This window comes from Rhizobium sp. CG4, from assembly GCF_023701965.1.
In the GTDB taxonomy this organism is placed as follows: domain Bacteria; phylum Pseudomonadota; class Alphaproteobacteria; order Rhizobiales; family Rhizobiaceae; genus Agrobacterium.
The window spans coordinates 32852-54312 of record NZ_JABAEG010000002.1 but is presented as its reverse complement, the minus strand read 5'-3'; the positions used below and the strand labels follow the sequence as shown (position 1 = coordinate 54312).

Here is a 21461-nt window from a genome sequence, read left to right as displayed (position 1 = left end):
CACCCAACGCCCTTGCCATAATCGATAGTCATGTTATGTAATAACGTAACTTATGTTGTCTGTCGGTCGATCCACTGCCCTTACCAAAGCGCGGCTTGGTAACATTGACAGTGATATCTGAACGTGTAGCTTGTCTGGGTCATGGTTCTTCCACCTCTGGGTGGAAGCTAAGAGGGAATTCGGTGCAAAACCGAAGCTGTCCCGCAACTGTAAGCGGTTAGCCGTTTGTCCAACATGTCACTGGCAGAAATGCCGGGAAGACGGACAACGGCATTGACCCGCAAGCCAGGAGACCTGCCTGACGAGATACGATTCCGTGGTCGGGGTGTGCCACAGGAATGAGTGTGTGCGCGGCCTTCCTGCCAGACATGCCTTCATTTTTGCTGCCTCCTGTATTCGAGATTTTGGCAGTGAATGAAGACGTAGAACTTAAGAAAACCCCACCCATGCGCCCGTCACGGCGCGCCATTCTTCTCATCGCAAAGTCTGCCTTTGCAGCATCTCCGCATCTGGAAATGCAGCGCCTTGCCGAAAAACTGGCTGAACATATTGCGCTGTCACACCCCGGAGACATCGTGCAGTTTGCCTTTACGGAGCAGGGCACGCCCTCGCTGCGCGACGGGCTGTTTTCCCTGCTGGAACAGCAGCTTGACCATATCACCATTCTGCCGCTGGTTCTGCCGGTCGAGCCAAGTTTCCGCAACTGGCTGGTCAAGTCGATGAAGCGCTGGCGTGCGTCAGCCACCCAGCCATGGCCGGAAATTTCCATCACCTGCGATATTGCCTCTGCGGGCCTGATGCTGCCGCTGATGAGCGAGCTTCTGGAACAGGCGCAGGCGCTGGAAACCATGCCCGGCAAGGCAGTAGCGCAGGAAGGGTCGCTGGTGCCTGCGCAGAAATACCGCGTTCTCGTCTGTTCCGGCGGTGCCTGCAACAGCGCAGGCGCCGATACGATCTGGAACCACCTTCGCAACCAGCAGGAACGTTTGAAACTGCGCGTCACCGGTGCTGGCACCATGACGGCCAAATCCACCTGTCTTGGGCCGTGCAATCTGGCGCCGGTGCTGCAGGTGTTTCCCGATGGCACCTATTACGGCGGCGTTACCGAACAGGCGGTCGATGACATCATTGCAGGCCATCTGCTCGGCAACCCTGAGCTTGGCAACCATGTGGTCGAAACACACGCCTACCATCCAACAGGCCGCAAGCAGCGGCTGCGTATTCCCCAAAACTGATCCGAGGAGATAAAATGTCATCCAAATTCCTGTCGCGCCTTGGTGCGACCTGGCTTGCCACCGCTGTCATATCAACGGCGGCTGCCGGTTTTGCCGCAGAGCCGCTGCGCGTTGGCGCAACCTACATCACCTCGGGCACAGATCCGGCCAAGGGTTCCAACGGTTGGGCACTGACCAGCCACGGCGTTGGCGAAAACCTGTTTACCGTCGACCGTGATGGCAAGCTGGTGCCGGAACTGGCTGACAAGGCAGAGCGCAATGACGATCTGACCTGGACGATCACCCTGCAGCCCGGCCGCGCTTTTTCAGACGGTTCGCCCGTCACCGCCAAGGCGCTGGCCGCCGGATTTGACAATACCTTCGCCAACAACAAGGCGGCGCTTGCCACCGGTGGCAAGCTGAGTTTTGCCGCGGTCGATGACCTGACACTCAAGGTCACGACGGAAAAGCCGGTTCCCTATATCCAGGCGCTGTTTGCCGAATGGCCACTGGTGGCCTACACACCGGCGGCCAATGGTGAGGCGCTGTTTACCGGCCCTTACAGCATTGCCGATTTCAAGACAGATGCCTCGATCACACTTGCACCCAACGCCCATTTTTCCGGTGCAGACAGCCGTTCTCCGGTTGAGTTCCGCAAGTTTGGAGACGCGCAAAGCATGACACTGGCGCTGGAATCCGGCGAGCTTGATCTGGCCTTCGGCCTGCCGTCGGAAGTCGTCAGCCGCCTGAAAACCAACCCGGACCTCACCATCAAGTCTTTCCCGGTCGGGTATCAATATCTGGCCTTCCTCAACACCACCCGTCCGCTGCTGGCAGATGTCAAACTGCGCCAGGCGCTTGATCTGGCCTTTGATCGCACGGAACTGGCAGCCGCGATCAATGGCGGTGAACCGGCAACCGGCGCTTACGCCGCCTATTTTCCCTTTGCCGGAAAAAATCCCCGCGTGACAGATCTGGATAAGGCAGCGGCGCTGCTGGAGGAGGCGGGCTGGACCAAGGGTTCCAACGGCACCCGCGAAAAGGACGGCAAGCCGCTGCGCCTGCTGGCCATTACCTATCCGCAGCGTCCTGACCTCGTAACCATGCTGCCGGTCGTCAAGGCGCAGTTGGCGCGGGTCGGCGTGGAGCTTGATACGCAGGTCGTCGAAAGCATCCAGCAGGTTGCCTCGGCAGGCGATTTCGATATTGCGCTGTGGGCACAACATACCGCACCAAGCGGTGACCCGGCCTTCTTCCTCAACTCGATGCTGCGCACCGACGCCTCGCTCAATTACGCCAAATATGCCTCGCCGGAATTTGACGCCATTCTCGACCGCTTCGCGTCGGAAGGTGAACCGGATGCCCGCGTCAGCATTGCACTGGATGCGCAGAACAAGCTGTTTGAGGACGTTCCGGCCTCGTTCCTTGTCTCGCCGGTCTGGTATGTCGGTGTGTCCAAGCGGCTGGAAAACTATCAGCCCTGGGGTTCGGACTACCACGTCCTGCGCGCCGATATTGGCGAAGCGAAATAGTCATGAACCTGATCTGGCCCTGCATCAGATCAGCCATTGGGCTGGCGGCGATTTCCTTCGCCGCCTTCGCAATTATTTCGATGATGCCGTCTGACCCCGTGGCCATTGCCGTGCATGTCTGGAACCTGCCGGCAACAGAGGCAACATTCGCGGCCTTGCGGGCAGAATGGGGGCTGGATCAGCCAATTCCGCTGCGCTACCTGCACTGGCTGCAAGGGTTCGTAGTCGGCGACTGGGGCCGGTCCTTCCGCACGGGTGAGGCGGTGTTTGCCGAGTTCGCCGCGCGCCTGCCGGTCTCGCTGTTCATGGGCCTGTCGGGACTTTTTCTCGCCATGCTGCTGGCCGTGCCGCTTGGCTTTTTTGCCGCAGTCAAACCCGGCGGCATCGTCGACAGGTTCAGCCGCAGCCTGTCTGTGTTCGTGCAGGCCGTTCCGGCCTTCTGGGCGGGGTTGGTGCTGTTATGGGTGCTGGGCGTGCAGTTGAAGTGGATCAGACCCTTCGCCAATGACACGGCCTCGATCGTCCTGCCCATTGTGTTGATTGCGCTGCATTCGGTTGCCGTGCTGGCGCGGGTTTACCGCCATGACCTCAGGCAAACCGCAACCCTGCCATTTTACGTCACCGCTTTGGCCAAGGGTCTGTCACCCCGCCAGGCGCTGTGGCGCCACGGCCACCACAGCGCGCTTTACGCGCTGCTGTCGGCCGCTCGCTCCGAGGCCGGTTGGGTCATCGGCTCCACAGCAACCATGGAAATCCTGTTCGGCCTGCCGGGCATCAGCCAGTTCTTGGTGCAAAGCATTGCCGCACGTGACCAGATGGTGTTGCAGGCCTATGTCGTGGTCATTGCGCTGTGGATGCTGCTGATGAATGCGACCGCGCGCCTTGCCATGGAATATCTCGATCCGCGAGCCCGCCTATGATCCGTTATCTGTTGCTGGCGCTGATCGCTTTGTTTTTCGTCACCGGTGGCCTCTGGCAACCGCATGATCCGGATGCCGTCAATATTCTGGCCCGCCATGCCGGTGCCAGCAGCCAGCATATTCTCGGCACCGACCATCTGGGGCGGGATCTGTTTTCGCGCATTCTGGCCGGCGGCTGGAGAACCGGCTGCGTCATCTTTGCCGTGGCCTCCATCGGTTTTGTTGTCGGCAGCATTCTTGGCACCACCGCCGCCATTCTGGGCGGTTGGCGTGAAAGCATCCTGCTACGCGCCTGCGAATTTTTCATCATGGTACCCACGCTCATCGTGGCGCTGACGGCCGCCGCGCTGTTTGGCCTGTCACCGCTCAGTGCCGGCATGGCATTGGGGCTTGCAGGCATTGGCCCGCATTCGCTGCTGGCCCATTCGCTCAGCAAACGGGTGCTGGGCCAGCCCTTCATTCTGGCGGCAAGAAGCCTTGGCGTGTCACCGGCCAGAATGATAACCCGCCACCTGCTGCCCAACACCTTGCCGCTGATGTTGACCTATGTCGGCAATCAGGCCGGCCTTGCCATCGTTGCCTATGCGGCACTGGCCTTTATCGGCCTTGGCGCAGACCCGTCAAAACCCGATTGGGGCTCCATGCTGTTTGAATATCGCGTCTTCATCTTCGATCATCCGATGTTGATGATCTGGCCGGGCATTGCCATTGCCATCACGGTCTCGGTGTTGAACTGGACCTTCGACAATTCCGAAATGGATCAGAAACGCCGCCGTCATATCTGATGCCAGCACAGGTTTTCGCGTGTAATTTTTTCCACAATGCAACTCGTTCAGTTTCGTGTCAGCCATCTGCGGCATCGCTGTTGTCACAAACAGGTCAGCCTCAGGGAACATGCCCATGCGCAGTTACTCAACCGTCCAGAAACTTCTCCACTGGAGTGTTGCAGCCCTCGTTGCCTTTAACCTGCTATTGCCGGATGGCATGAATGCCTGGCACCGTCTGGTCAAACACGGACAGGTGCCACAGCCCGCAGATATATCAGCGGCCAATATCCATGCGCTGGTTGGCATTGCCATTCTGTTTCTGGTTGCGGTGCGGCTTGCCATTCGCATCACATCAGGCGTGCCGCCACAGCCACTTGGCCAACCGCCCATCATCCACCGGCTGGCAGGGTTGGTGCATGGTCTGCTCTACGCGCTTTTGTTTGCCATGCCGATTTCAGGCATGATGGCCTATTACATGGGCATTGACGTTGCTGGCACGCTGCATGCCGAGGTGCTGAAAACAGCCCTTTGGCTGCTGCTCGGTGCCCATGTCGCAGGCGCTCTTGCCCAGCATTTCTATTTCAGATCTGACGTCTTGCGCCGCATGACTGTGTCTTGAGTGCATCGGCGCAGGGTTGCGCTGCCGTGCTGCCCCCACTAAGGCACGGCAGCGCAACCTGAAATCACGTGAGAACCTGAAGACGTTTCAGCCCACCAGCCCATACGTCCAGATCAGTGCCGCGCCATCATTGCCGGTGACAGAATTCAGTGTCCCAAAAATAATTATTGACTGATGTGTCAATAATGCTTAGTTTGATCCTATGGCAAGACCAAGAGAATTCGACCGCGACGCGGCGCTGGACAAGGCATTAAGGGTGTTCTGGGCAAAGGGATTTGCCGCGACATCGACCGATGATCTGCGCGAAGCCATGGGCATCGGCCGCCAAAGTCTTTACGGCGCGTTTGGTGACAAACGCACACTTTACCTGGAGGCGCTGGATACCTACCAGCGCCGCACCAATTCCGGCCATGTCAGACGGTTGACACAGCCTGCGTCACCCATTGAAGGCATCGAAGCCTTGCTGTCCGGCTTGGTCGCCGATGATGATGGCGAACGGGCGCTGGGCTGCATGGGTGTTGGCTCGGTGGGCGAATTCGGCGTGACGGATGAGGCGCTGAACGCCCGCCGGCAAAAGGTCGGCTCATTGCTGCACCAACGCATCAGAGAACGCGTGGAGGAGGGGCAGAAACTGGGAGAACTGGATCAAAGTCTCGATGTCGACCAAACGGCGACCTTCATCCAGATGACGATGACGGGCATGCAGTTGGCAGCGCGCGCTGGTTCATCTCTCAATGATCTCAAGGCCATGGCACGTTTTGCTGTTGCCCGCCTGAGACCCTGAAAAAACACCTCTCCAAGACGAGAGGTTTTATTGTGCATAATTATGGACAGATCAGTCAATAAAGGAGACACTGAATGACGATCAATGAACGTAAAACGGCTCTGGTATTTGGTGGTGCGCGCGGCATTGGCCGCGCTGCTGTCGAACGGCTGGTAGCAGATGGTTTTGATACCGCCTTTACCTACGTCTCACGGCCAGACAGCGCCAATGAACTGGTGGCCCATGTTGAAGCGCTGGGCGGTCGCGCCTTCGCCATTCAGGCAGACAGTGCGGACCCGGCGGCCATACAGTCGGCGGTTGCCAAAACGGTTGACCTCTTAGGAAATATAGACACGGTGGTGGTTAATGCCGGCATTTTGCGTCTCAATCCAGTGGACGCCGTCAGCCTGGATGAGCTCAACATGATGCTCGACATCAATATTCGCGGCGTCTTCCTGTCCATTCAGGCCACCGTGCCGCATTTGAAGGATGGCGGCCGGGTCATCACCATCGGCTCCAATGTCGCCATCAGCACAGGTTTTCCCGGCAGCAGTGTCTACCAGCTGACCAAAGCCGCGGTCGCAGCCATGGTCAAGGGTCTGGCGCTTGATCTTGCGCCGCGCCGTATCACCGTCAACAATGTCCAGCCCGGCCCAACCGACACTGACATGAATGCCGGTATCATCGACATGTTGTCGGCCAGAAGCCCGCTGAAACGTGTGGCAGATCCCGCAGAAATTGCCGGTGTAGTGTCTTATCTCGCCGGTTCCGGTTCGTCCTACATGACCGGCGCAAGTTTGACTATTGATGGTGGCCTTACCCTGTAGGCCGCCACCACCCACCATCACCGCACGGTCCCGGCCATTTGCCAAACCGTGCGGCAAACCGCCGATCACCTGACGCCGGACTGAGGCTATCTTGGTCTTCCCGATTTTTCATGAGCATCATTGACCAAAGCCATCGAAATACGCATATGGTTGCATGGTGCAACTATATTGAAAGTTCATGCCATGGCCGTTGAAGCCGCAAGTCAGCTGATTGATCACATCCGCGCCACCTCGCGCCATCTGGTGCGAGAACTCGGTTTCATGGGCGGTGATTTTGCCGGCACCAATCTGCCACCCTCGGCCGTGCATGCGTTGATTGAAATTGAAAAGGGCGGCATGACGGCGCGTGATCTGGCCGCCATCCTGCGTCTGGAAAAATCAAGCGTCAGCCGCATGTTGCGCAAGCTGGTGGAAGCGGGCGATGTGCGCGAAGCGGCCGGTGAAGAAGACACCCGCACCAAACGCTTGTCGCTAACCCCGGCAGGACAACAGCGCGTCGCATCCATTCACGCCTTTGCCCGTGCGCAGGTCTCGTCGGCGCTTGGCCGTCTGCATCAGGGGCAGCATGAGACTGTGCTGGAGGGCATGCGGCTTTACGCCGATGCGCTGTTGCCACGAGACCAGAAGCCACAATCAAGCCCGGTTGAGATTGTCACCGGCTATAGACCCGGCATCATTGCCCGCATCACGGAGATGCACGCGCTTTATTATGCCCGCACCAGCGATTTCGGCCAGGCCTTTGAAAGCCGGGTCGCAGGTGGGCTGGCAGAGTTCTGCGGCCGTCTGGAAAACCCGCAAAACCGAATATGGGCTGCGATGCGTGAGGGCCAGGTGCGGGGTTCGGTCGCCATCGACGGTGAAGATCTCGGGGAGGGCATTGCCCATCTGCGCTGGTTCATCACCGATGATACGCTGCGTGGCACTGGTGCGGGAAAAAAGCTGCTGGATGCCGCAATGGATTTCGTTGACGCCAGTGGTTTTACCGAAACCCATCTGTGGACGTTTGCCGGCCTCAACGCCGCCCGTCACCTCTATGAGACAAGAGGGTTTGTGCTGGTTGAGGAATATGCCGGCAGCCAGTGGGGCCGCGAGGTGCTGGAACAGCGTTTCGTGCGTAAAAACCCGCAAGCCTGATCCAACCGTCATTACCTGACATGATAAAGGCCACCGTATCAGCGGTGGTCTTTTGAAATTAAACTTGTGGCTCAGGCGTTGGTATTTACGCCTTGGCCAAATCGCCGTAACCGGGGCGTTTGTAAAGTGCGGCCTCGTTGGCTGCGATGTCGGGGCCGTAAACCGTGGTCTCCCATTCCGGTGGCTCTACCTCGGAAATGGCAACCGAAAGCGATGCATCGGTGGAGCCGAAAATCGCCTTGGCGGCTTCCACAACCTTTGCGGCAAATTCTTGCTTCTGCTCTTCAGTCTTTCCGGGAAACATCTTTACGGAGATATGGGGCATGGTCTTATCCAATCCTTCTTTCAGGTTTGCCACATCAATAGGACAGAAAACTTGGGGTTGCCACCGCTTTAAATTGCCGCCTGAAAACAAGGCCGGCCAACCTTTGTCGATGGTTGGCCGGGCTGTTTGGCTGGGTCTCAATCTTTCAATTCAGTTACGAAACTGTTCGTCTGTCACCTGATCGGACCAGGCAACATTGGCGCCGTTTTCCATGTAGGACAGGGCAATATGGCGCATCAGAGTTGTGTCGGTTGCGCCATGCCAGTGTCGAATGCCGGGGGCAAACCACACCACGTCGCCCGCCTTGACGTTGCGTTTTTCCGCACCGTCTTCCTGCACCCAGCCGGCACCTTCGGTAATGATCAGAAGCTGCCCACGCGGGTGCGAATGCCAGGCGGTGCGCGCACCCGGCGTAAAGGTCACCAGCCCGGTGCTGTGGCCATTTTGGTCATTGGCATCAAACATCGGCTCCACAAACACCGTACCGGTAAATTGCTCTTTCGAGGCAAGCATGGATTTCCTGGTGCTGTTTTCGGAGATGATGATGCCTTCGGCCGCAACCGGGCTGCCAAGCGCACTCAGTGTCGCAGCAATAGCGATGGTCTTTTTCATGGTTTTTCCTTTGAAATGGGGGTGTCGCCAGGTGGCGACAAAAACGCTGCGTGACGCAAATCAGATCTTGCGTCCGGCAGCTCAGCTTGGCCGGTTTTCAATCACGTCCTTGGCAACGGGCACGGCGGAAAATACGTTTGGCCACCCCGCGTAGAAGGCAAGTGTCGTCAACAGTTCCGAGGCCTCGGTGGCGGTCAGGCCATTGTCCATTGCCTTGTTCAAATGAAAACCGACCTGCGCCGACTGGCCGTTGGTAATCAGCGATGCCACCGTCACCAGACTGCGGTCACGCGGCGCAAGGCCTGGGCGCTGCCACACATCCTGAAACAGCATGGCGGTGTAATCGACAACGCCTTGCGAGATCGGGCCAACGCTTTCTGCAACGCTTTTTGCGCGACTGTCTTCCGCCGCCTGGTTTATGGGCAGCAGTTCCGGGTTTTCCGGTGGCAATTGGTCGGCGGTAATGCCGCGCGCTGCAAACACATTCTTGGCAACCGCAACGGCAGCCGTGGCCTGCGGAAAACCGGCATAAAACGCCAGATGTGTGATGATTTCCGACAATTCGCCAGCCGTCACGCCATTATCAAGCGCCAGCTCGAAATAAAATGGCATCTCGATTGTCTGGCCGCGTGCAATCAGCGCGGCAATGGTCACCACGCTTCTGTCACGTGGCGACATGCCCGGCCGTTTCCAGATTTCATCAAGCAGGATTGTCTGGGAATATTTGCCAAGGGCGGGAGAAACCGCCCGAATATCGGCAATCGTCAGCGGTTGCGCCATGTTGGCGCGTTTGGTGTCTTCAGCAAATGTCGGGGCGGCTGCAGAAAGCGACATGGACAATGCCGTGGCGGCAAGTTTCTTGTTCATACAGGAATTCCTTCAAAGGTGATGACAACCCTTCAAAGTTAGGTGCGAATTCCCCTGACATTAGAGGCCCAATTTCGATTGGACTTATCGGTCTGCAGCATAAATGCCGGCGCTTAAAACCCCATGATGGCGCGTGCTTCCTGCAGCGATCCGGCCTGATGGTGGGCGTAAAGGTCACGGCTCATCACCATGTCCGGTATCTGGATTACCTTTCCCACACCGGCGTCGATTGCGGCGCGCACGCCAAGGTCGCTGTCGTCAAGCGCCACGCATTTCTCAGGCGTCAGCCCCAAGGTTTCAGCGGCCATGATGTAGATGTCAGGCGCAGGCTTGCCACGTTTTACCATGTCCACGCCAATAACCGCGTTCATGCGGTGCAACAGGCCGGCATGTTGCAATTTCCATTTGGCGCGGTCCGTCTCGCTGTTGGTGGCGATGGCGCGTGGCAGTTGCTGCTCATCCAGCATATCGAGAAAGTCATGCACGCCGGGCCGCAGCGGAATGGCGTCACGCATGCGTTCATCCATGGCTTCATTCCACGCCCGGTCAAGGGCTGCGCCATCAATGTCACCGCCCAGTTCCTTGCTGATCATGCGGGCGCCGGTGGCGCGGTCCACGCCGACCAGTGCCTGAAAAAAGCTTGGCGCCACGTCAAAACCCATGCCTTTGAGCACGGCGGGACCGACTTCGAATTGCAGTCTTTCCGTGTCGAGCAAAAGCCCGTCCAGATCAAGCAATACGCCGGAAAACTGCAAAGCCATCATCAAATCCTGTTTTGGTTGTATGCTGGGTTTCGAATGTGCCCGGTCTATCCGACATGGCACAGCTAGTCCAGCTTACATGAGACATCTGCAGCAATGGATGGGGAGAGACTTACGGCGCCAGCCCGCCAGCGACCGTCAATATGGTGCCGGACACGAATTTCGCCTCCGGTGAGGCCAGCCAAAGTGCTGCATTGGCAATGTCATCGGGCTGGGCAATGCGGCCAAGCGGCGTCATCCGCGCCACCATATCCGGCCGGTCGGGGTTGCCTTCATGCTGGTGCATGTCGGTTGCCGTGGTGCCAACCCGCACCGCATTGACGCGGATACCGACCGGACCAAGTTCCTTGCCAGTCCCGATCGTCAGGGTTTCCACCGCACCCTTGGAGGCGGCGTAATGCACATATTCACCGGGGCTGCCCAGACTTGCGGCAACCGATGACATGTTGATGATGGCGCCGCCATCACCGCCCTGATCGGTGGCCATGCGTTTGACCGCTTCCTGAATGCAATAGACCATGCCGAACACATTGGTGCCGAAAGTGGCAATAAGGCTTTCCGGCTTCAGCTTTGTTATGGTGCTTGCACCACCAATGACACCGGCATTGTTGACGAGACAGGAGAGGGGCCCAAGCAGCTTGTCGCAACTCTCGAACATCTGCGCCACCGCATCACGGTCGGCGACATCGGCCTGCGCGGCAATGGCCCTTGCGCCCTCAGATTTGCAGCGTTCCACCGTCTCGGTCGCACCCTCGGCATCGCTGTTGTAATTGACGCAGACGTCATAACCGGCCTTGGCAAAGGCAACCGCCGTTGCGGCACCTATTCCCTTGCTGGCGCCGGTAACGAGGACGATAGGGCGGTTGGTCATGCGGCGTAACGTCCCTTGCTGATTGATGGACCATGGTTAGCAGCAACGCACGGCAAACGGAAGCGTGGGGTGGCACGGTAAGGCTTGCACCCCAACCTTCTACCCTTGTGGGAGAGGACGAAAAATCATCAGCTTAGCTTGCTAAGTGATAGATTTTTCAGGCGAGGGGTTCTGTGTATTTGCACGCAGTCAATTGATTGACACTGGCGATCCAACAAACTCTCCTCATGCCTTGTGCTTGTCACAGGCATCCAGCCGACGCGCGTCGGCGCGGCGTGAAGAGTCTTTTCATCCCCAAGACTGGGGATGACTAGATTCCCGCAACAAGCGCGGGAATGAGGGTGGTTGGGGCGTCACTCGCTGTGCCGCTAACCCAACTATGTCACCGCATAGTCACGCCAGATGCTGGCCGAAGAAACCGGCAATCCGGTCAAACGGGATCTTGTCCATCCGGTCATAGAGATCCGTGTGGTTGGCATCCGGCACGATCACCAGTTCCTTCGGCTCGGCGGCGGCGGCAAAAGCCGTTTCGCTGAAGTAACGCGAATGGGCGTTTTCGCCATGCACCAGCATCACCGGGCGCGGAGAAATCTCGGCAATATAGGTCAGGATCGGCATGTTCATGAACGACAGCGGCGTGGTGCGCGACCATGCATTACCGGAATTGACGGCACGGGCGTGATACCCACGCGGTGTGCTGTAATAATCATGGTAATCGATCATGAACTGCGGTGAATCCGCCGTTACCTCGGCATTATAGGCTGGCTGGTAGGCAGGGGTGCCGTTTTGTGCATCCAGCCAGCGCTGCTGGCCCAGTTGCTCCAGTGTCTGGGTGCGCTGTTCCAGTGTCACGCTGTCATTGTAGCCCTTGGACATGACGCGGGTCATGTCATACATGGTGCTGGCCACCACGGCCTTGACGCGCTTGTCCGCAGCAACTGCATTCAGCGCCATGCCGCCCCAGCCGCAAATGCCGATAACCCCAATGCGCCCGCGGTCGACGAAGGATTGCAGGCCGATGTAATCCACCGCCGCGCTGAAATCTTCAGTGTTGATATCGGGCGAGGCGATGTTGCGCGGCTCCCCACCGCTTTCACCAGTGTAGGACGGGTCAAAGGCCAGCGCTGCAAAACCGCGTTCTGCCATGGTCTGGGCATAAAGGCCTGACGACTGTTCCTTGACCGCGCCAAACGGCCCGCTGATGACCAGAGCGGCCAAAGGTGCGCTTGTGCGGTTCTTTGGCAGGTACAAGTCACCGGCCAGTGTTATGCCGTAGCGGTTTTTGAACGACACCTTCTGATGGTCCACATTTTCGCTTTTGGGAAACACCTTGTCCCATGCACTGTCCTGCGCCAGCGCTGGTGTCACGCCCGCCGCCATCGGCAACAGGCTCATGGTTGCCGCAGTCAGCGCGGTGACCTTCATCAGGTTTCGGCGGCTGGTATTGTGGCCATCGGTGGGTTGTTTGTGGTTGCTCATGGCAAGTCTCCTTTGTCGTGGAAGGGGGCAAAAGGGGTTGGATTTAACCGATGCGCTCAATGCGCAGCGCAAATTCACCGGGCACAAGAAGTGCCTCAAAACCATCATCAAAACGGCCAAGGCGGATCAGGCCCGGATGTTTGTAGGCACCGTGGAACATCGCCAGATTGCCCCACGGCATGTAATAACAAAGGTCAAACGGCTGTTCGTTGTCGAAGGGGCCATGACCTTCTGTGGTCAGCTTGCGTGGCAGATGGGCGATCTTTTCATTGCCGCCAAAATCACTGATTTTCAGGTCAAGCGGCAGCATGGATGCAAAGTCGCGCGCCGAGGCATTGTCATGCAGCGTTGCCGTCATGGTGCGGTTTGCAAAACTCAGCTTTATCCTCATACCCATCTGCTCCTGCTTGTTGGTCTCTTTGCCGGGGCTGCGCTGGCTGAATGCGCGACATGGGAAAGTGGAGGCGGCAAGAATAGTGGCCAGCAGCGCCCGTCTTTGGGTTTGAGAAATGCGTGCGGTCATGCTGGCCTCCGTGTCACCCGCCACGCGGCCAATGCCAACAGCGAAGAGCCGCACAGCAGCAGGGCACTCATCGAAAATGTCGAGCGCCATCCAAGGGCATCGAACACCAATCCGCCAAGCGATGCCCCGGCGGTGATCGCCAACTGAATGACCGCAACCTGAAGGCCGCCGCCTGCCTCGGCATCATCGGCCAGTGTGCGGCTCAACCACGTACCCCAGCCGACAGGCGCTGCAGTGCTGAGAAAACCCCAGCCAACAAGGCAGGCAAAGACCGCAACCGGCCGTTCTCCAAGGGCAATCATCAGCCCGGCAATGCAGGCCATCAGCAGCGGAATGGTGGCGAGAATGCTGAACAGGCGGCGTTGCAAAAGCCGGCCAATCATCCACGTTCCGGCCGCGCCCGACAGGCCCATGACCAGCAGGAACAGCGACAGCGTTTCAATTCTGACCTGCGTGACCTGCTCCAGAAACGGCCGCAGATAGGTAAACAGCGTAAACTGGCCCATAAACAGCAGCAGTATGGCCGCCATGCCAGTGGCAACAGGCACGCGCAACAACAGCCTGAAAACATTGTGCGACTGGCGGTCAGTGCGGGGTGCAAGGGCAGGCAGCCGCACCCACTGCCACAACAGGGCAAGCAGCCCAATCGGCACCACCAGAAAGAACGCGCCGCGCCAACCGATATAGGCACCGAGAAGGCTGCCAAGAGGCGCGGAAATGGTGGCGGCAATGGCATTGCCCGCATTCAGTAGCGCCAGCGCCTTTGGCACCTCGCGGGCAGAGACCAGCCGCATGACAATGGCTGTCGACATGGCCCAGAAACCACCGATCGACACACCGAGCAGTGCGCGCCCAACCATCAACAGGGTAAAGGATGGCGCAATGGTCACGATTATGCCTGATATAATCAGCAGCCCCGTCAGGCCCAGCACCACGACACGCCGGTCAAGCCTGCGGGTGAGGGAGGCAATAAACAGGCTGGTCAGCACCGCAAAAATGCCGGACACCGATATGGCCTGACCGGTCGTGCCTTCCGATACGCCAAGGTCAACAGCAATGGGCGTCAGCAGACTGACCGGCATGAACTCTGATGCAATCAGCACGAACACGCACAGCGTCATGGAAAGCACGGCACTCCACGCGGCGCGTCTGCCTTCAATGTCTTGATGATAGGTCAGTGTCATCAGATGTTGTCCTCAGCCAAATCCGCTCTCTTGCAGTGAGACAAAGATATTGGCGCAGGACTTTTCGAACAATCCATGCTAATCCGCATGGACTTATCGAAATTCAATATGAATTGAGGTCAGCAATGTTGCGCGAAGACATGAAGGATCTGCTGTGGTTTGTTGAAGTTGCCAGAGAGCAGAGCTTCACCAAGGCCGCCGCCACGCTCGGCACGTCACAATCCACGCTCAGCCACACCATCAAGCAGCTTGAGACGCGGCTTGGGGTGCGCCTGCTGACCAGAACGACCCGCAGTGTGGCCACAACAGAGGCGGGCGAGCGTCTGTTGTTATCGATCGGGCCACGGTTTGAAGGCATCGAAGCCGATCTGGCGAACCTAGTGGCGTTTCGGGAAAAACCGTCTGGCACCGTGCGTCTCACACTGTCGGATCATGCGCTGCAAACCACCGTCTGGCCAAAGCTTGGCAAGGTCCTGTCGCGATATCCGGACGTCAAGGTCGAGCTTTATAGCGACAATGGCATGCGCAACATTGTCGAGGAACGGTTTGACGCTGGCGTAAGACTGGGCGAAAGTGTCGACAAGGACATGATTGCCGTTCGCATCAGCCCCGACTGGCGGCTGATTGCCGTGGCATCACCGGACTATTTTGCCCGCCATGCCGCACCGGAAACACCCAAAGACCTTGTGGGCCACAGCTGTATCAATCACCGGCAGGCGACATGGGGTGGTCTTTACGCCTGGGAGTTTGAACAGGATGGGCGTGAACTTCGCGTGCGAGTGGAAGGACAACTGACCTTCAATTCATCAGTGGCGATGATTGACGCCACGCTGCAAGGTTACGGCATCGCCTATGTCCCGGAAAACCTGGTTGCGGACCATATTGCCGCCGGGCGTCTGGTCAGCGTGCTCACAGACTGGAGCCCGCCATTTACCGGTTACCATCTCTATTATCCCAGCCGTCGGCAGATGTCGCCGGCGCTGGCCGTTGTCGTGGATGCACTGCGCCAGCGTGGGTGAGGGCTGGTCGTCAGACCGCTCCACCCACTCCACGTCATCCCAGGGCTTGTCCCTGGGATCTAACCACGTCCCCACGTCAGCAACCTGTCTGGCTGGCGTGGTTAGATCCTCACTACCGCGGCGAGGATGACGCAGAGAAAATGGTTGGAGCATTGTTTGCGGTTGAGGGCCACTTCAGCCAACCCTTCATGCCTCGTCCTCGGGCTTGACCCGAGGGATGTCACAGGCATCCAGTCGACGCGCGTCTGCGCGGCGAGAAGAGTCTTTTCATCCCAAGGACTTGGGCTGGGCCTGGACCCCTGTGACGAGCACAGGGGTGAGGGAGTTCGGAGCACCCACCGAGCCAAATACGATAACCTCAAGGGTGGGGCGTCGCCACCAGCACCCCTACCTCTACCCTTGTGGGAGAGGAAGAAAAATCATCATCTTAGCTTGCTAAGTGATAGATTTTTCAGGTGAGGGGTTCTGCTGTGCCTCGCCCCAAACGCACTGTCATCCCACGGCTTTTCTCTGGGATCTAACGACATCATCGCAACCGCAAAATGTCACCCGTACAACCTTTTTGGATTGTGATTTCCACCCATGGTAGATAATATATGAGTTATTGAATCATGTATTACAGCTATGTCCACAGACTAGACTGGCTGAGTGGGGTTTTCAGATGTCTTATCCGCCACGCCGCCTGTTTTCCTTCGCTTTCTACTACGCATGGGTCCTATTGCTGACTGTCATTGTGTTCCGGCTGGACTCTTACAACAAACAACTGCTGGCCTTTCCCTTGTTCATAATTTGCTCCTACCAATATTGGCGTCACAAGAACAATGGGCCTGCAATTTCGGCGTTGTTTACGCGCTATTGCGGGCTGGCCACCGCGCGGTTGATCATGCGGGCCTTCAACGCTGGGCCAACTTCCGAACCGCCCACAGCAAGGCAAAGACTGAAAACCACGGCCGTTTCAACCATTGTATTGTCCGGTTTTACCGCGTCGCTGTATTTCTGGCACGCGGACCTGAACTGGTATGTTGTCGTTGGCATGCTGGTTTTGGCTGTCAACTATGTCGCCTGGGTGGCGGATTGGAACTGCCTGCAACAATCCGCGTGGTAGCGGCCAATCACGCACGACAAGTCTGGTGAGAATTACACAGCAATACAACCTCCCGTAAATTAAAGTTTGCTTGGGGACTAGACCAATTGCACGCTTTGCGTTAATTCTGAAACCTATCCTTGGTTGTAGGGGTATGTTACAATGTCACCTAAGGTCTATGCGGGTTTTGCCGCCTCTGTATTTATTGCGCTTTTCCTTATTTGTATAATTTTGATGGGCAACAACGCTCATCTGGAGCTTGTCCAGAACGGCTAATACGCTTTTTCGCTGCAACCTGTCGTAAACTACAATTTCTGCAAATTGTAGACCGATGGCGGGTCCTGGCGTTAGGTTGAAAATCTATCTTCGGTTGAGTGAGGTTGGTTTTCCATATGCCATCATGGCTGCGCCGCGTGCTGTCTTACGCGTTCTTTTTCTTCGCCGTTTTGGCAATCATTATCATGATGGCGGCCTTGGGTTTTCCTGTTGCCGTCTTGGCTATCATCCCCATTGGTTTCGCCTTTGTTTACAAGATCAAACATACGGCGACAGGTAAACTCATGCCGCAAGATGTTTTGTTGCAAAAAGCCCTGACACCAGTTCTCAAATTTGTGATCAGGACGTTTAATCTCAAGCCACGCACCAGAGCCCTGACGCGACGTGAACGCATTAGCGAAACCGTTGTCGGAAGTATCGTCCTGTCTCTGGTCGCGCTGATTGCTTATTTCCTGGAGGCGAAGTCCGGCGTTTTCGCGTTCCTCGCAGTGGCATGGGTCGCCTGCGTCGTCACGGTGTGGCTGGTCGGCAAGCCAAACCCGAACTGGCCGGATGAAACATCGTGATGGCACGACAGATATCGGATGAACCCCTTTTTGTGACGTCGGGCTTTTTGTAAATGCCAGTGTATGACCGCACGCTTTTGCCAGTTATTTTTGTCGTCGCCTTGGTTTCTGTTTTCAGGATTTGGCAGGGCCATAGCGGAGCTTTCGAGATTTTTCTCGTCGTGATGTTCTGCGGCGATGGCATCTTCTTGATAAAGTACCGCCGCAGGCTGTATTTTTTCATTGCCAAGAGGTCGGCCATTGGCATGGCGCGGCTGATCATGCGGGTTTGTAATCTCAAAACCTGCTCCGAGCCGCCGACTGCTGTGGAAAGTCTGACAACCACTGTTGTCTCGACCATTATCCTGTCTGGCCTTGCGATTACTGTCCACATCAAACAGTCGGACCCAAGCCGGTATGGTGTGCTTGCAGTCAGCGCCTTGACCATCAATGTTGTTGCATGGGTAGTTGACTGGACGGCATTCTCGCGTCGGGATGATGGGGTCTAATGCCGCCTCGGTTCATTTCCAACAACTGATGATTTGACGTTGACGTTGCTCCACCCAGCCCTCAAGCCTCGTGCTTGCTGAGGGTGGTTGGGGTTGCCCAATGCGCGTAGCGCTGAGGCAAAGAATTCACCCCTCACTTGCGATTTCTAACACTTGGCACGTTCGTCCCAAGATGTTGAAATCGCTTTCTCTCCCACAAGGGGAGAGATGGGTGGGCGCTGCACGCATCGAGCAAATCAGCACCCTCGGGCACGTCTTAAACGTTGCTGATGAAATGAAACGGTGAGGCTTGGCGCCTTTACCTCTACCCCTGTGGGAGAGGAAGAAAAATCATGGTCTTAGCTTTAGCTAAGTCATAGATTTTTCAGGTGAGGGGTCATTACCTCTATAACGACTATTGTTTGACACTGACGGTCCCACAAATTCCCCTCTAGCCTTCTGAGTAAGAACTTACTGTGCCTGCGCACTCTCCAACGCGGCCTTCACCAGCAACCGCGCATCGTCATCCAGCGGCAGGATCGGCAGTGGCGGGGCAAATCTGCCAAGGCCTAAAAGTTCGGCAATCACAAACATCACCCGAAAACTGCCAAACTCCTTGAACAGCGCCCAGAGCGGTGCAAAGGCGGCATTGAGCTGACCGGCCTTTACGCTATCACCATCCAGTGATGCCTGCGCCAGGGCCAGTGTTTCCACCGGTAGCAACCCGGCAATAACCGAATACCAGCTGTCGCCACCGGCCAAAAGCGCGGCGGCGCAGCCCCAGTCGCCGCTATATCCCACCTTGAAGGATGGAGGCGTGGCGGCCCTGATGGCCGCCAGTTCACCGGCGAAATCATCGCCATCGGGCAGGGGCATTTTCACGGCAACGATGTTGGGCAGTTCTGCCAGGCGCGCAATCAGCGCCCGTGAAAAGGTAAAACGTGTGGTGCCGGGATTGTTGTAGATGGCCATGGGCAACTGGCCGGCCTCAGCCATTGCTACAAAATGCGCGTAGACTTCCTCATCGCGCAGCGGCGTGTAGGACACCGGCGCCAGCAACAAGCCGTGTGCACCGGCCGCCCCGGCATCGCGCGCCAAGGCCTGCGCCTCATCGGTGCGCAACGCGCCAACCCCGACAATCACGGGAATGTCGTCGCCCACGGTGTCCATGGCACAGTCCACCGCCCGGCGGCGTTCTTCGCGGCTTAAAAAGGCATAGCCGCCGGTGCTGCCAAGCAGGCCAATCGAGTGCACCTTGGCGTCACGAATGCGGGTCAGAATGCGCGCCAGCGCGTCTGTGTCCACCCGGCCAGCTGCATCTGTGGGCGTGATGGGAAATGCCGAAAGGCCTTCAAAAAGCGACATGGGAGTTGGCTTTCAAATGCGTGACAGGAGAAGTTTCAAACCGGCAAGCCCGAAGGATAGCGCCAGCACCCCTTCAATCCAGCGGCGGGCGCGGCGGTACAGCCGCACCATCGGCCCGGTGGAAAACACGATGGCGTAACCGCAGAAAATCGTCACGCTGAGCACCGCGCAGCCGGCCAGAATAATCACCACACCCGTGGTCGAGGCCTGCGACCCCAGACCAAGCGTCATCAGTGCAATCCACGCCAGAATGGATTTCGGGTTCATCAGGTGCATCATCAGGCCGCGCCGGTAAAGCGCGCCCATGGAGGGCACCACCCGGTCACTGTCCAGCGACACCGGCCGGTCTGGCGCAGCCGCAGCGCGTGCCGCCTTGAAGGCCAGAAACAGCAGGTAAAGCCCGCCAAAAATCTGCAGGCCAACAATGGCGCCGGGATAGGTTTTTAAAATCGCCGAAACTCCTGACGCTGCCATCAGCCCCCAGAAAATCGAGCCGCTGACCACGCCGGATGCAATGGCCAGACCCGCCTTGCGGCCATCATTCATTGCAACGCCCATAATACGCATATTACTGGGGCCGGGGCTGCCGGCAGCAATGATATAGGCGGTAAAAACAATCAGAAGCTGGTTGATATCAACGGGCATGGATGCGTTCCGAAATCTGGGTGCAGGCTTTGTAGCAGCAATAAACAGATGGCTGGCAGACCAGAAGCGCCAGTTTTCGATAAAAATACCAGTCCAGTTGGCTGTCGGTCTTTAAAAGCTAGACTGCCAGCACCCGGCCCAGCAGCCGCACACCCTGTGGAATGTTCTGCACCGGCATGGTGGCGTAACCGAACACAAATCCGGCCGGCCGCTCAGCGGCGGCGCTGTAAAGCCGCGACACCGGATAGATGCCAATGCCGGCCAGCAAAGCGGCCTCGGCCAGCCTTGCCTCGTCACTGGTTTTCAAGCCGTTGAACCACACCACCACATGCAAGCCGGCCGAGGTGCCGACAATCTCCACCCGCGCGCCAAACACCTCGTGCATGACGTCGAGAAACGCCTGGCGCCTTTCGCCATTCAGCCGCCGCATCTTGCGCACATGCCGTTCATAGGCACCGCTTTCAATCAGCGCCGCCAGCGCATCCTGCTCAAAGGTCGGCGCTTGTCGATCGACCAGCTGTTTTATGCGGGTAAACGGTTCCACAAGGCCCGGCGGCAGCACCATGTAACCAAGCCGCAGGGTGGGCGACAGGGTTTTGGACACGGTGCCAATATAGATCACCCGGCCACGGCCAGAAAGATACAGCGGCGCAATCGGCCGCACGTCATAACGGTACTCGCCGTCATAATCATCTTCGAGAATATAGGCGTTGCCGCTTTCCGCCCAGTCGACAAGTTCGCGCCGCCGCCCGGCAGACAACACGCCGCCCAGTGGAAACTGGTGGCTGGGTGTCACAAAGGCCACCCGGTGTTGGCCGGGTTGCGGCAGTCGTGTGGTGTCTATGCCGTCACCATCACAGGCCACCGGCAATGGCTCCGCGCCGATGGTTGTAAACACATTGCGCGCCATGGCGTAACAGGGCTCTTCCACCACAACCCGGTCGCCGGGGTTTACCAGCGCCCGCGCGCACAGATCCAGCGCCTGTTGCGAGCCATTGACCACAACAATCTGCCTGTAATCGCAATTTATGCCGCGTGCCCGCCACAGATAGCCCTGCAAGGCCTGCCGCAACGCCTCGCTGCCGGCGGGGTCGCCGTAACCCAGTCGTTCGCGGCGGGTCAAAACGGCCGATGTCAGCGCCTTGCGCCATGCCAGTTTGGGAAAATCGTCAGGCGAAACATCGCCGTAACGAAAGTCGTAGCGCAGGCCGGGCCGGGCGGGCAGGTGGCTTTGCGGCAGTGTCATGGTGCGCTCGGCATAGGCGGAAAGCCCTGGTGTCGCGGTGCTGGCCTTGTGGGGCACCTCACCATCATCGCCGGCCATGTTGTCGTTGACCACCGGCCGTGCACCCTGGCGCACCAGCACATAGCCCTCCGATATCAGCTGCTCGAATGCGGTGGTCACGGTGGTGCGTGAAACACCCAGCTCTTCCGCCAGTGCCCGGCTGGATGGCAGGCTGGCACCTGGCGCATAAACGCCGCTGGCAATCTGCTGGCGCAGGCCAAGATAAATGCCGCGCGCCGTGCCCACCTTGTTGTTCCCTTGCACCAACTGGCCCACCTTTATCTCTATTGATGTCATTATACTTCACGCCAGTTGGCGGTGGTTGTGGGGGTAAGTCAAGCGCATGTTTGCGTAGA

Annotated in this window: 23 protein-coding genes and 1 riboswitch; of the genes, 12 read left to right on the top strand and 11 right to left on the bottom strand. The window is 57.9% G+C overall.

Annotated elements, in window-relative coordinates:
* Positions 1–124: 124 nt before the first annotated feature.
* Positions 125–316, top strand: a riboswitch (cobalamin riboswitch).
* Positions 317–446: 130 nt separating this feature from the next.
* The 8 genes from HGO37_RS05355 (at position 447) to HGO37_RS05320 (ending at position 7776) form a co-directional block, all read left to right on the top strand.
* Complete coding sequence (locus tag HGO37_RS05355) at positions 447–1235, top strand: (2Fe-2S) ferredoxin domain-containing protein (RefSeq protein WP_250982478.1); 789 nt, start codon at positions 447–449, stop codon at positions 1233–1235.
* 14 nt (positions 1236–1249) lie between these two features.
* A complete protein-coding gene (locus tag HGO37_RS05350; protein ID WP_250982477.1) occupies positions 1250–2746 on the top strand; it encodes an ABC transporter substrate-binding protein in 1497 nt (498 codons plus the stop codon).
* 2 nt (positions 2747–2748) lie between these two features.
* Positions 2749–3666, top strand: coding sequence for an ABC transporter permease (locus HGO37_RS05345; RefSeq protein WP_250982476.1), 918 nt, complete (start codon positions 2749–2751; stop codon positions 3664–3666).
* Complete coding sequence (locus tag HGO37_RS05340) at positions 3663–4451, top strand: ABC transporter permease (RefSeq protein WP_250982475.1); 789 nt, start codon at positions 3663–3665, stop codon at positions 4449–4451. The genes HGO37_RS05345 and HGO37_RS05340 overlap by 4 nt, the downstream gene beginning before the upstream one ends.
* Before the next feature lie 109 nt (positions 4452–4560).
* Complete coding sequence (locus HGO37_RS05335) at positions 4561–5052, top strand: cytochrome b (protein WP_250982474.1); 492 nt, start codon at positions 4561–4563, stop codon at positions 5050–5052.
* A 202-nt stretch (positions 5053–5254) separates the two neighbouring features.
* Entirely contained in the window at positions 5255–5836 is a 582-nt protein-coding gene (locus tag HGO37_RS05330) for a TetR/AcrR family transcriptional regulator (RefSeq protein ID WP_250982473.1), read from the top strand.
* 74 nt (positions 5837–5910) lie between these two features.
* A complete protein-coding gene (locus HGO37_RS05325; protein ID WP_192491379.1) occupies positions 5911–6642 on the top strand; it encodes an SDR family NAD(P)-dependent oxidoreductase in 732 nt (243 codons plus the stop codon).
* 183 nt (positions 6643–6825) lie between these two features.
* Positions 6826–7776 carry a bifunctional helix-turn-helix transcriptional regulator/GNAT family N-acetyltransferase gene (locus HGO37_RS05320; RefSeq protein WP_250982472.1) on the top strand — a complete coding sequence of 317 codons (951 nt, stop codon included), beginning with the start codon at positions 6826–6828 and terminating at the stop codon, positions 7774–7776.
* Positions 7777–7861: 85 nt separating this feature from the next.
* Here HGO37_RS05320 and HGO37_RS05315 read toward each other — a convergent pair whose 3' ends face one another.
* From HGO37_RS05315 to HGO37_RS05280, 8 genes are all read right to left on the bottom strand, one after another.
* Complete coding sequence (locus HGO37_RS05315) at positions 7862–8101, bottom strand: tautomerase family protein (RefSeq protein WP_250982471.1); 240 nt, start codon at positions 8099–8101, stop codon at positions 7862–7864.
* 150 nt (positions 8102–8251) lie between these two features.
* On the bottom strand, positions 8252–8713 hold the full coding sequence (locus tag HGO37_RS05310; RefSeq protein WP_250982470.1) for a (R)-mandelonitrile lyase: 462 nt from the start codon (positions 8711–8713) through the stop codon (positions 8252–8254).
* 81 nt (positions 8714–8794) lie between these two features.
* Positions 8795–9580: a carboxymuconolactone decarboxylase family protein gene (locus HGO37_RS05305; protein ID WP_250982469.1), complete on the bottom strand. Its 786-nt coding sequence runs from the start codon at positions 9578–9580 to the stop codon at positions 8795–8797.
* A 113-nt stretch (positions 9581–9693) separates the two neighbouring features.
* Positions 9694–10341: an HAD family hydrolase gene (locus HGO37_RS05300; RefSeq protein ID WP_250982468.1), complete on the bottom strand. Its 648-nt coding sequence runs from the start codon at positions 10339–10341 to the stop codon at positions 9694–9696.
* Positions 10342–10453: 112 nt separating this feature from the next.
* Positions 10454–11212: an SDR family oxidoreductase gene (locus tag HGO37_RS05295; RefSeq protein WP_250982467.1), complete on the bottom strand. Its 759-nt coding sequence runs from the start codon at positions 11210–11212 to the stop codon at positions 10454–10456.
* A 393-nt stretch (positions 11213–11605) separates the two neighbouring features.
* On the bottom strand, positions 11606–12691 hold the full coding sequence (locus tag HGO37_RS05290; RefSeq protein WP_250982466.1) for an alpha/beta hydrolase: 1086 nt from the start codon (positions 12689–12691) through the stop codon (positions 11606–11608).
* Between the two features lie 43 nt (positions 12692–12734).
* On the bottom strand, positions 12735–13214 hold the full coding sequence (locus HGO37_RS05285; RefSeq protein ID WP_250982465.1) for a cyclophilin-like fold protein: 480 nt from the start codon (positions 13212–13214) through the stop codon (positions 12735–12737).
* Positions 13211–14398 (bottom strand): MFS transporter, encoded by a 1188-nt coding sequence (locus tag HGO37_RS05280; protein WP_250982464.1) that lies wholly within the window; start codon positions 14396–14398, stop codon positions 13211–13213. Before HGO37_RS05280 ends, HGO37_RS05285 begins: the two co-directional genes overlap by 4 nt.
* Positions 14399–14523: 125 nt before the next feature.
* On the opposite strand from HGO37_RS05280, the gene HGO37_RS05275 reads away from it, so the two are divergent.
* The 4 genes from HGO37_RS05275 (at position 14524) to HGO37_RS05260 (ending at position 17831) form a co-directional block, all read left to right on the top strand.
* Positions 14524–15417, top strand: a complete 894-nt coding sequence (locus HGO37_RS05275) for a LysR family transcriptional regulator (protein WP_192491388.1) — start codon at positions 14524–14526, stop codon at positions 15415–15417.
* Between the two features lie 661 nt (positions 15418–16078).
* Positions 16079–16522: a hypothetical protein gene (locus tag HGO37_RS05270; protein ID WP_250982463.1), complete on the top strand. Its 444-nt coding sequence runs from the start codon at positions 16079–16081 to the stop codon at positions 16520–16522.
* A 371-nt stretch (positions 16523–16893) separates the two neighbouring features.
* Positions 16894–17343, top strand: coding sequence for a hypothetical protein (locus HGO37_RS05265; RefSeq protein WP_192491389.1), 450 nt, complete (start codon positions 16894–16896; stop codon positions 17341–17343).
* A 53-nt stretch (positions 17344–17396) separates the two neighbouring features.
* Positions 17397–17831: a hypothetical protein gene (locus tag HGO37_RS05260; protein WP_250982462.1), complete on the top strand. Its 435-nt coding sequence runs from the start codon at positions 17397–17399 to the stop codon at positions 17829–17831.
* Positions 17832–18281: 450 nt separating this feature from the next.
* Here HGO37_RS05260 and HGO37_RS05255 read toward each other — a convergent pair whose 3' ends face one another.
* From HGO37_RS05255 to pdxR, 3 genes are all read right to left on the bottom strand, one after another.
* A complete protein-coding gene (locus tag HGO37_RS05255) occupies positions 18282–19175 on the bottom strand; it encodes a dihydrodipicolinate synthase family protein (RefSeq protein WP_250982461.1) in 894 nt (297 codons plus the stop codon).
* Between the two features lie 12 nt (positions 19176–19187).
* Positions 19188–19820, bottom strand: a complete 633-nt coding sequence (locus tag HGO37_RS05250; protein ID WP_250982460.1) for a LysE family translocator — start codon at positions 19818–19820, stop codon at positions 19188–19190.
* A gap of 118 nt (positions 19821–19938) precedes the next feature.
* Positions 19939–21381 (bottom strand): MocR-like pyridoxine biosynthesis transcription factor PdxR, encoded by a 1443-nt coding sequence (gene pdxR / locus HGO37_RS05245; RefSeq protein WP_250983211.1) that lies wholly within the window; start codon positions 21379–21381, stop codon positions 19939–19941.
* Positions 21382–21461 lie beyond the last annotated feature (80 nt).